Origin of the sequence: Vibrio neonatus, assembly GCF_024346975.1 — a bacterium.
In the GTDB taxonomy this organism is placed as follows: Bacteria; Pseudomonadota; Gammaproteobacteria; order Enterobacterales; family Vibrionaceae; genus Vibrio; species Vibrio neonatus.
Window position 1 is genome coordinate 340,787 of sequence record NZ_AP024886.1, and the last position, 13,634, is coordinate 354,420.

Below are 13,634 nucleotides of genomic sequence, written 5' to 3' on the forward strand. Positions count from 1 at the left end.
ATGGCTAAGAAACCTGAAGTAAAACCTGTCGACCCAACTATTGCAAAGGCTAAAGAGCAGCAAAAACAAGCAGAAAAATTGCGTGCTTCTGAACTGCGCTATCAAGAGGGTGATACAGAACTACCTATATCAGATTTAGTCATGGCAGAATCTAACGCTGTGTTTGCTCACAATGCGCCGCAGCATTCTCATCATCAACAAGTTGTTGAGAATACAGAAACACATGCTGCGCCGCATCAAGGGCTAGATATCATGCCACCCTTAGCGCCGCATCAGCCCCATCATGTATCCGATGTTAAACCAATATTTACTGGTAAAGTGGTGGCAAATAATGAGCATGCACAACAATTTGTAGCTGCACGTACTGAAACGACCCACGGTATCGTAGAAGTCGCTTCAACGGGTGCCTTGAATATTTTTACTACTCCAGGAATCTTAGCTTCTGGCGGTGGTGTTTTTATGGCCCGTCAAGTGGTAGATGGGCACGAGATTAACCACCCAATCACGTTTACAACAGGTTCAGCTGGCGCTGTGGTGATCTCTGGTGATAGTGCGGCAGTGCTAACAGAGGATGTGGACGTTAAAGCGGGTGATTTGGTGGCTTCCGGTGCCTTGGTTGATGAAACAGAAGGCCCATCTGCGTTCCAAACATATCAGCACGACGGCAAGTATGGACATCTAAGCATAGATAGCGATGGTCAATGGCAATATCATGCCGACGATCATCAAATGGCTATTCAGTCATTGAAGCCGGGTGATTCGATTACCGATACATTTACGGTTGCAACCAATAGTGGCATCGATTCTAGTGTGACGGTTGTGATTAAAGGGGCCGAAGATAAAGCCATTATTGCGGGCGTACACACTGGTGATGTTACCGAGGATGTGCAGGTTCAAGATGGTAAGCTCAATACTGAGGGTCAATTGTTCATTACTGATAATGACCACGATGATGCCTACTTTATTCCGCAAACTATTTCTACTAACCATGGTGAATTCACCCTTGATAACCAAGGCCACTGGCACTTCACTGCAAATAATGCCGACCCTGCCATTCAGCAACTTGCCGCTGGTGAAACCTTTACTCAAACCTTTACAGCTGTTTCAAAAGATGGTGGTACAACGCAAGAAGTTGTCGTAACTGTACACGGCACCAATGATTTACCTGTTTTGACCGTTACCCAAAATTCAACTAAATCAGGTCAATTGCACACCACCGATATCGATGTAACTGATACACATATTTATGGAGTTGTTGGAGGCTCAGCGGTTGGGCAGACAGTTATAGCTAATGGCGTCTATGGTGATTTAACCCTAGATTCTATTACTGGTGAATACGGGTATAAGATCCATACTGATGCTATTCAGAATGGTCATGGCATGAACTATGATCCTAAAACGCACACCTATTCAGGCCAGGATAGTTTTGAAATCTCGACTACAGATAATCATGGTGGGTCAGCAACTCAACATTTAACATTTTTCCCAACAGCAACACTGTCTGTACCGACAATTTCAGGTGCTAAGCCGTCAATTCATTATTCAGTGCCAACGCAGACACAAGTTTCCCCAGTTCCACCAACGACGCCAGTAAAAACGCCAGCTCAGCCGACAGTGACCATTGATGGTTTAGATCCAACTACCGATTCAGGTCAGGATCATACTGATGGCATTACTAATAACCAAAATCCAACGGTAACAGGGGTTGCAGGCGTTCCTTTTTCACACGTTAGCATTGTAGATGGTAAAAATTCAGATGGCACAGATAAGATTGTCGGATCGGGTTATGCTGATGTAAATGGTCACTATCAAATAGTTGTTGGCTTAGGACAATCGCCAACAAATTCTGGTACACATCATGATTTAACTGCAACAGTCACTGACCCTTCAGGTCAGGACGGCTCGACAACATCATCAACACCGATTTTGATTGACCAACATACCGCTCAGCCAACGGTTGATTTGAATGCGACTTCAGACAGTTTTGGTGGTACGGGCACCAATACTGACAACATTACCAATATCGCTAACCCGACTTTAACATTGGGTAATATCGATACAGACGCTCAACAAGTTGAAGTGTTTGTTGATGGACATTCTATTGGCAATGCCATCAACCAGAATGGTGTGTGGCAGGTTACTGTGCCTAAATCTTTCATGGATGAAGGCGATCACGATATTACTGCAACAGTGACTGATGTGGCGGGCAACACCAGTACGTCAAATGCTTTGACTGTGACGATTGATCAGCATGTTGCTGCGCCAGGCGCCACAGGTATCGTTACTGAAGATACCAAAGTGACCGCGACGGGTGATGTGAATCCGCAAGGTGAAGTGGGCGACGTAGTCACTGTCATCAATGCTGATGGTAAGCATGGTCATTTTGATGTGAAAGCGGATGGAACCTATACTTATACGCTTGATAACAACGCGGCTCAGCATCTTGCTCAAGGTGAATCTGAAACAGACAGCGTTAAGTACACAGTGACTGATACGGCGGGCAACACCAATACGGGTGACATTACCGTTACTATCCATGGCAGTAATGACGTTCCTGATTTGCATATTACGCAAAGCACGAATACTACCGGTACGCTCAGCACAAAAGATGCCGATACAACCGATACACATACCTATGACGCAGTCGGTGGCACCACCACAGGCAGCAGCGTTGTGGCCCACGGCACATTTGGTGATTTAACACTGGATAATGCAACAGGCGTTTACAGCTATACTATGCACGCCGATGCCATTCATCAAGGCATGAACTACGACGCGAACTCCGGAAAGTACACGGGGCAAGATACCTTTGAGGTCAGCACCGACGATCATCATGGCGGCAAAGACTCTCAGTTCTTAACCTTCGACCCAACGGCGACATTAACGGCGCCGTCAGTGGTAGGTGCTCAGCCAACCGTAACTAATAGCGTACCAACCCAAGCGCAATTGACGCCAACAGCGCCGACAGCTCCAACGTTAACACCGGCCACACCAACAGTGACGCTGAAAGGGCTTACTATAAACACCGATACCGGTATCGATCACACCGATGGTATTACGTCGAGCTCAACACCCTCAATCACCGGTAGCACTGACATTCCATTCTCACAAGTCGATATCATCGATGGCAAAAATGCCGATGGCAGCGATCATATTGTCGGCTCAGGTTTTGCTGATGGGAATGGCCAATTTGAGATTGTGGTGGACTTAGGCAACTCCACAACAGTTGATGGTACTCATCATGATTTGGGTGCGAAGGTTACTGACCCATCAGGACATGATGGACAGACAATGGCAACTACAGCGATAGTGGTTGACCAGATTGTTGCTGCGCCGGATGCCACAGATACCGTCACTGAAGATACCAAAGTGACCACTACGGGTGACGTTAACCCGCAAGGCGAAGTGGGCGACGTAGTCACAGTCATCGATGCCGATGGCAAGCATGGTCACTTTGATGTGAAGGCGGATGGGACCTATACCTATACGCTGGATAACAATGCGGCTCAGCATCTTGCTCAAGGTGAATCTGAAACAGATAGCGTTAAATACACGGTGACTGATACAGCTGGCAATACCAATACGGGTGAAATCACCGTTACTATCCATGGCAGTAACGATATCCCATCCCTGCAGATCGCTCAAAGTGCCAATACCACAGGTACACTCAGCACAAAAGATGCCGATACAACCGATACACATACTTATGGTGCAGTCGGTGGTACCACCAAAGGCAGCAGCATTGTAGTCCACGGCACATTCGGTGATTTAACGCTTGATAATGCAACAGGCGTTTATAGCTATACCATGCACGCCGATGCCATTCACCAAGGTATGAACTACGACGCAAACTCCGGTACGTACACTGGACAAGATACCTTTGAGGTCAGCACTGACGATCATCATGGCGGCAAAGACTCTCAGTTCTTAACCTTTAACCCAACGGCTACATTAACGGCGCCGTCAGTGGTCGGCGCTCAGCCAACAGTAACTAATAACGTTCCTACTCAAGCGCAATTGACGCCAACAGCGCCGATAGCTCCAACGTTAACACCGGCCACACCAAGTGTGACGCTGAAAGGGCTTACTACAAATACCGATACCGGTATCGATCACACCGATGGTATTACGTCGAGCTCAACACCCTCAATCACCGGTAGTACTGATATCCCATTCTCACAAGTCGATATCATTGATGGCAAAAATGCCGATGGCAGCGATCATATTGTCGGCTCAGGTTTTGCTGATGGGAATGGCCAATTTGAGATTGTGGTGGACTTAGGCAACTCCACAACAGTTGATGGTACTCATCATGATTTGGGTGCGAAGGTTACTGACCCATCAGGACATGATGGACAGACAATGGCAACTACAGCGATAGTGGTTGACCAGATTGTTGCTGCGCCAGATGCCACAGATACCGTCACTGAAGATACCAAAGTGACCACTACGGGTGACGTTAACCCGCAAGGCGAAGTGGGCGACGTAGTCACAGTCATCGATGCCGATGGCAAGCATGGTCACTTTGATGTGAAGGCGGATGGGACCTATACCTATACGCTGGATAACAATGCGGCTCAGCATCTTGCTCAAGGTGAATCTGAAACAGATAGCGTTAAATACACGGTGACTGATACAGCGGGCAATACCAATACGGGTGAAATTACCGTTACCATTCATGGTACTAATGACATCCCTGATCTGCATATTACACAAAGTACGAATACCACCGGTACGCTCAGTACAAAAGATGCAGATACAACCGACACTCACACCTATGACGCAGTCGGTGGCACCACCACAGGCAACAGCATTGTAGCGCACGGCACATTCGGTGATTTAACACTGGATAATGCAACAGGCGTTTACAGCTACACAATGCATGCCGATGCCATTCACCAAGGTATGAACTACGACGCGAACTCCGGAACGTATACAGGGCAAGATACCTTTGAGGTGAGCACTGACGATCACAATGGCGGCAAAGACTCCCAGTTCTTAACCTTTAATCCAGCAGCGACATTAACGGCTCCGTCAGTGGTCGGCGCTCAGCCAACCGTAACTAATAACGTTCCTACTCAAGCGCAATTGACGCCAACAGCGCCGATAGCTCCAACGTTAACACCGGCCACGCCAACAGTGACGCTGACAGGACTTACTACAAATACCGATACCGGTATCGATCACACCGATGGTATTACGTCGAGCTCAACACCCTCAATCACCGGTAGTACTGATATCCCATTCTCACAAGTCGATATCATTGATGGCAAAAATGCCGATGGCAGCGATCATATTGTCGGCTCAGGTTTTGCTGATGGGAATGGCCAATTTGAGATTGTGGTGGACTTAGGCAACTCCACAACAGTTGATGGTACTCATCATGATTTGGGTGCGAAGGTTACTGACCCATCAGGACATGATGGACAGACAATGGCAACTACAGCGATAGTGGTTGACCAGATTGTTGCTGCGCCAGATGCCACAGATACCGTCACTGAAGATACCAAAGTGACCACTACGGGTGACGTTAACCCGCAAGGCGAAGTGGGCGACGTAGTCACAGTCATCGATGCCGATGGCAAGCATGGTCACTTTGATGTGAAGGCGGATGGGACCTATACCTATACGCTGGATAACAATGCGGCTCAGCATCTTGCTCAAGGTGAATCTGAAACAGATAGCGTTAAATACACGGTGACTGATACAGCGGGCAATACCAATACGGGTGAAATTACCGTTACCATTCATGGTACTAATGACATCCCTGATCTGCATATTACACAAAGTACGAATACCACCGGTACGCTCAGTACAACAGATGTCGATACAACCGATACACATACCTATGACGCAGTCGGTGGCATCACCACAGGCAGCAGTGTGGTGGCCCACGGCACATTCGGTGATTTGACGCTAGATAATGCAACAGGCGTTTACAGCTACACAATGCATGCCGATGCCATTCACCAAGGTATGAACTACGACGCGAACTCCGGAACGTATACAGGGCAAGATACCTTTGAGGTGAGCACTGACGATCACAATGGCGGCAAAGACTCCCAGTTCTTAACCTTTAATCCAGCAGCGACATTAACGGCTCCGTCAGTGGTCGGCGCTCAGCCAACCGTAACTAATAACGTTCCTACTCAAGCGCAATTGACGCCAACAGCGCCGATAGCTCCAACGTTAACACCGGCCACGCCAACAGTGACGCTGACAGGACTTACTGGAAATACCGATACCGGTATCGCTCACACCGATGGTATTACGTCGAACCCAACACCATCGATCACTGGTACTACTGACATCCCATTCTCACAAGTCGATATCATTGATGGCAAAAATGCCGATGGTAGCGATCATATTGTTGGCTCAGGTTTTGCCGATGCTAAGGGCGATTTTGAAATTGCTATAGATCTGGGTAAATCATTATCGGTTGATGGCACTCATCATGATTTAGGTGCGAAGGTCACTGACCCATCTGGACATGATGGACAGACAACGACCACTACGCCGATTTTGATTGACCAACATACTGCTCAACCAACGGTTGATTTGAATGCCACTTCAGATAGTTTTGGTGGTACGGGTACCAATACTGACAACATCACCAATATCACTACCCCGACTTTAACGCTGGGTAATATCGATACAGATGCTCAACAAGTTGAGGTGTTTGTGGATGGTCACTCTATTGGTGATGCTGCTATCCAGAATGGTGTTTGGCAGATTACTGTGCCTAAATCTTTCATGAATGAGGGCGATCATGATATTACTGCAACAGTGACCGATATCGCGGGTAACACCAGTACGTCAAATGCTTTGACTGTGACGATTGATCAGCATGTTGCTGCGCCAGACGCCACAAATACCGTTACTGAAGATAGTAAAGTGACCGCGACGGGTGATGTGAATCCGCACGGCGAAGTGGGCGATGTAGTCACTGTTATCGATGCTGATGGCAAGCATGGTCACTTTGATGTGATGGCGAATGGGACCTATACCTATACGCTTGATAACAACGCGGCTCAGCATCTTGCGCAAGGTGAGTCTGAAACAGACACCGTTAAGTACACTGTGACTGATACGGCGGGTAATACCAATACGGGTGAAATTACTGTTACCATTCATGGTACTAATGACGTTCCTGATCTGCATATTACGCAAAGCACGAATACCACCGGTACGCTCAGCACAATCGATGTTGATACAACAGACACACATACCTATGGCGCAATCGGTGGAACGACCACTGGCAGCAGCGTTGTAGCCCACGGCACATTCGGTGATTTAACACTCGATAATGCAACAGGCGTTTACAGCTATACCATGCACGCCGATGCCATTCATCAGGGCATGAACTACGACGCGAACTCCGGAACGTACGTAGGGCAAGATACCTTTGAGGTCAGCACCGACGATCATCATGGCGGCAAAGACTCTCAGTTCTTAACCTTCAATCCAACAGCGACAGTAACGGCGCCGTCAGTGGTCGGCGCTCAGCCAACAGTAACTAATAACGTTCCTACTCAAGCACAATTGACGCCAACAGCGCCGATAGCTCCAACGTTAACACCGGCCACGCCAACAGTGACTCTGACAGGGCTTACTGGAAATACCGATACGGGTATCGATCATACTGATGGTATTACGTCGAACCCAACACCATCAATCACCGGTAGTACTGATATCCCATTCTCACAAGTTGATATCATCGATGGTAAAAATGCCGATGGCAGCGATCATATTGTCGGCTCAGGTTTTGCTGATGGAAAGGGTGATTTTGAAATTGCTATAGATCTGGGTAAATCATCAAAGGTTGATGGTACTCATCATGATTTAGGTGCGAAGGTTACTGACCCATCAGGACATGATGGACAGACAACCGCGACTACAGCGATAGTGGTTGACCAAAATGTTGCCGCGCCGGATGCCACAAATACCGTTACGGAAGATAGTAAAGTGACTACTACGGGTGATGTGAATCCGCAAGGCGAAGTGGGCGACGTAGTCACTGTCATCGATGCCGATGGCAAGCATGGTCACTTTGATGTGAAAGCGGATGGGACGTACACCTATACGCTTGATAACAAAGCCGCTCAACACCTTGCACAAGGTGAGTCTGAAACAGACAGCGTTAAGTACACAGTGACTGATACGGCAGGCAATACCAATACGGGTGAAATTACCGTTACCATTCATGGCAGTAACGATATCCCATCACTGCAGATCGCTCAAAGTGCCAATACCACCGGTACGCTCAGCACAACAGATGTCGATACAACCGATACACATACCTATGACGCAGTCGGTGGCATCACCACAGGCAGCAGTGTGGTGGCCCACGGCACATTCGGTGATTTGACGCTAGATAATGCAACAGGCGTATACAGCTACACAATGCACGCTGATGCCATTCATCAAGGCATGAACTACGACGCAAACTCCGGAACGTACACGGGACAAGATACTTTTGAGGTGAGCACTGACGATCACAATGGCGGCAAAGACTCTCAGTTCTTAACCTTTAACCCAACGGCTACATTAACGGCGCCGTCAGTGGTCGGCGCTCAGCCAACCGTAACTAATAACGTTCCTACTCAAGCGCAATTGACGCCTATGGCGCCGATAGCTCCAGCAATAACACTGACCACACCAACGGTGACGCTAAAAGGGCTTACTGGAAATACCGATACCGGTATCGATCACACCGATGGTATTACATCGAACCCAACACCATCAATCACCGGTAGTACTGATATCCCATTCTCACAAGTCGATATCATCGATGGTAAAAATGCCGATGGCAGCGATCATATTGTCGGCTCAGGTTTTTCTGATGGAAAGGGTGATTTTGAAATTGCTATAGATCTGGGTAAATCATCAAAGGTTGATGGCACTCATCATGATTTAGGTGCGAAGGTTACTGACCCATCTGGACATGATGGACAGACAACGACCACTACGCCGATTTTGATTGACCAACATACCGCTCAACCAACGGTTGATTTGAATGCCACTTCAGATAGTTTTGGTGGTACGGGTACCAATACTGACAACATCACCAATATCACTACCCCGACTTTAACGCTGGGTAATATCGATACAGATGCTCAACAAGTTGAGGTGTTTGTGGATGGTCACTCTATTGGTGATGCTGCTATCCAGAATGGTGTTTGGCAGATTACTGTGCCTAAATCTTTCATGAATGAGGGCGATCATGATATTACTGCAACAGTGACCGATATCGCGGGTAACACCAGTACGTCAAATGCTTTGACTGTGACGATTGATCAGCATGTTGCTGCGCCAGACGCCACAAATACCGTTACTGAAGATAGTAAAGTGACCGCGACGGGTGATGTGAATCCGCACGGCGAAGTGGGCGATGTAGTCACTGTTATCGATGCTGATGGCAAGCATGGTCACTTTGATGTGATGGCGAATGGGACCTATACCTATACGCTTGATAACAACGCGGCTCAGCATCTTGCGCAAGGTGAGTCTGAAACAGACACCGTTAAGTACACTGTGACTGATACGGCGGGTAATACCAATACGGGTGAAATTACTGTTACCATTCATGGTACTAATGACATCCCTGATCTGCATATTACGCAAAGCACGAATACCACCGGTACGCTCAGCACAAAAGATGCCGATACAACCGATACACATACCTATGACGCAGTCGGTGGCACCACCACAGGCAGCAGCGTTGTAGCCCACGGCACATTCGGTGATTTAACGCTAGATAATGCAACAGGCGCCTACAGCTATACAATGCACGCCGATGCCATTCATCAAGGCATGAACTACGACGCAAACTCCGGAACGTACACGGGACAAGATACCTTTGAGGTCAGCACCGACGATCACCATGGCGGCAAAGACTCTCAGTTCTTAACCTTCAATCCAACGGCGACGTTAACGGCGCCGTCAGTGGTCGGCGCTCAACCAACCGTAACCAATAGCGTGCCAACCCAAGCGCAATTGACGCCAATGGCGCCGATAGCTCCGGCAATAACACTGACCACGCCAACGGTGACGCTGACAGGGCTTACTGGAAATACCGATACGGGTATCGATCACACCGATGGTATTACGTCGAACCCAACACCATCAATCACCGGCAGCACTGATATCCCGTTCTCACAAGTCGATATTATCGATGGCAAAAATGCCGATGGCAGCGATCATATTGTTGGCTCAGGTTTTGCTGATGGGAATGGCGATTTTGAGATTGTGGTGGACTTAGATACATCCTTATCGGTTGATGGGACTCATCATGATTTAGGTGCGAAGGTTACTGACCCATCCGGACATGATGGACAGACAACGACTACTACAGCGATAGTGGTTGACCAAAATGTTGCTGCGCCGGATGCCACAGATACCGTTACTGAAGATAGTAAAGTGACCGCTACGGGTAATGTTAATCCGCAAGGTGAAGTGGGCGACGTAGTCACTGTCATCGATGCCGATGGCAAGCATGGTCACTTTGATGTGAAAGCGGATGGGACGTATACCTATACGCTGGATAACAAAGCCGCTCAACACCTTGCACTAGGTGAATCTGAAACAGACACTGTTAAGTACACGGTGACTGATACGGCAGGCAATACCAATACGGGTGACATTACCGTCACTATCCATGGCAGTAACGATATCCCATCACTGCAGATCGCTCAAAGTGCCAATACCACCGGTACACTCAGCACAACAGATGTTGATACAACCGACACACATACTTATGGCGCAGTCGGTGGCATGACTACTGGTAGCAGCGTTGTGGCGCACGGCACATTCGGTGATTTAACGCTAGATAATGCAACAGGCGTTTACAGCTATACCATGCACGCCGATGCCATTCATCAAGGGATGAACTACGACGCGAACTCTGGAACGTACACGGGACAAGATACTTTTGAGGTGAGCACCGATGATCATCATGGCGGCAAGGACTCTCAGTTCTTAACCTTTAACCCAACAGCGACATTAACAGCGCCGTCAGTGGTCGGCGCTCAGCCAACCGTAACTAATAACGTTCCTACTCAAGCGCAATTGACGCCAATGGCGCCAATAGCTCCGGCAATAACACTGACCACACCAACGGTGACGCTGACAGGGCTTACTGGAAATACCGATACCGGTATCGATCATACCGATGGTATTACGTCGAACCCAACACCATCAATCACGGGTAGTACTGATATCCCATTCTCACAAGTTGATATCATCGATGGTAAAAATGCCGATGGCAGCGATCATATTGTCGGCTCAGGTTTTGCTGATGCGAAGGGCGATTTTGAAATTGCTATAGATCTGGGTAAATCATCAACCGTTGATGGCACTCATCATGATTTAGGCGCTAAGGTCACTGACCCATCCGGACATGATGGACAGACAACTGCGACTACAGCGATAGTGGTTGACCAAAATGTTGCTGCGCCGGATGCCACAGATACCGTCACCGAAGATACTAAAGTGACCACTACGGGCAATGTTAATCCGCAAGGCGAAGTGGGCGACGTAGTCACGGTCATCGATGCCGATGGCAAGCATGGTCACTTTGACGTGAAAGCGGATGGGACGTATACCTATACGCTGGATAACAATGCGGCTCAACACCTTGCAAAAGGTGAGCCTGAAACAGACAGCGTTAAGTACACAGTGACTGATACAGCTGGCAATACCAATACGGGTGAAATCACCGTTACCATTCATGGTACTAATGACATCCCTGATCTGCATATTACACAAAGTACGAATACCACCGGTACGCTCAGCACAAAAGATGTCGATACAACCGATACACATACTTATGGCGCAGTCGGTGGCATGACTACTGGTAGCAGTGTTGTGGCGCACGGTACATTCGGTGATTTAACACTGGATAATGCAACAGGCGTTTACAGCTATACAATGCATGCCGATGCCATTCACCAAGGTATGAACTACGACGCAAACTCCGGAGCGTACACAGGGCAAGATACCTTTGAGGTCAGCACCGACGATCATCATGGCGGCAAAGACTCTCAGTTCTTAACCTTCGACCCAACGGCGACATTAACGGCGCCGTCAGTGGTAGGTGCTCAGCCAACCGTAACTAATAGCGTACCAACCCAAGCGCAATTGACACCAACAGCGCCGATAGCTCCAACGTTAACACCGGCCACGCCAACGGTGACGCTAAAAGGACTTACTGGAAATACCGATACCGGTATCGATCATACTGATGGTATTACGTCGAACCCAACACCATCAATCACCGGTAGTACTGACATCCCATTCTCACAAGTCGATATTATCGATGGCAAAAATGCCGATGGTAGCGATCATATTGTCGGCTCAGGTTTTTCTGATGGGAAGGGCGATTTTGAGATTGCTATAGATCTGGGTAAATCATCAAAGGTTGATGGCACTCATCATGATTTAGGCGCGAAGGTTACTGACCCATCTGGACAAGATGGACAGACAACGACCACTACACCGATAGTGATTGACCAGAATGTTGGTGCGCCAACAGTAGATTTAAATGCCAGCTCCGATAGCTATGGTGCAAAGGGTACAGATCATGATGATCTCACTAACGATACCACGCCAACGTTTACGTTAAATGGTGTGGATACGGATGCCGCTTCTGTTGAGGTATTTATCGATGGTAAATCAGTAGGCAGTGCAGCCCACAACGGTACTGACTGGACATTCACATCAGCGGCTCTAGCTGATGGAGACCATACAGTGACCGCGGTGGTTACCGATAATGCAGGTAACACCAGCACAACGTCTCCAGCGTTGACGGTAACGGTGGATACTCATGCTGCTGTGGATGCGGGTTTCACCGATACGCTTATTGGCAGTGGCGAGCAAGCAAAAACAGTTATTACCGGTCACGTAGAAGCAGGTGCTCACCTTGATACCTTAGTGGTTAAGGACAGTGCAGGTCATCACCTTGATGTACCGACTTCGGGTATTACCGTTAAGCCTGACGGTAGCTTCACGACAACCGTCGATTTAACAGCTGGCAACTTCACAGATGGTGCGTTAACGGTTACAGCATCTTCAACAGACAAAGCGGGTAATACCGCGACCTCCACACCAACGCACAGCACATTAGATACGGGCATTGCAACGCCAGCGGTCGATCTCAATGCGACTTCTGATACTCATGGCGCGAATACCACAGGTACAGATACGGATAATCTGACCAAAGACACCACGCCAACGTTTACGTTAAATGGTGTGGATACAGACGCCGCTTCTGTTGAGGTATTTATCGATGGTAAATCTGTAGGTCATGCAAGGGACAATGGTACTGACTGGACATTCACGTCAGCGACTTTAGCTGATGGAGACCATACAGTGACCGCGGTGGTTACCGATAATGCAGGTAACACCAGTGCGGCGTCTCCAGCGTTGACGGTAACGGTTGATACTCAGACTGCTGTGGATGCAGGTTTCACTGATAACCTGATTAGTAATACTGAGCAATCAACGACGGTCATCACCGGTCACGTAGAAGCAGGTGCTCACCTTGATACGCTAGTGATTACGGACAGTGCAGGTCATCATCTAGATGTACCGACTTCGGGTATTACAGTGAAAGCTGATGGTAGCTTCACGACAAC

Annotated in this window: 1 protein-coding gene (cut by a window edge); it reads left to right on the plus strand. The window is 48.2% G+C overall.

Annotation, left to right across the window (positions count from 1 at the left end; translation table 11 throughout):
- Positions 1-13,634: the 5' portion of an Ig-like domain-containing protein gene (locus OCU38_RS14230; RefSeq protein ID WP_261824860.1), read on the plus strand. The gene runs 18,562 nt beyond the window's last position; 13,634 of the gene's 32,196 nt are visible here — the first part of the coding sequence; its start codon is at positions 1-3; its stop codon lies beyond the right edge, outside the window.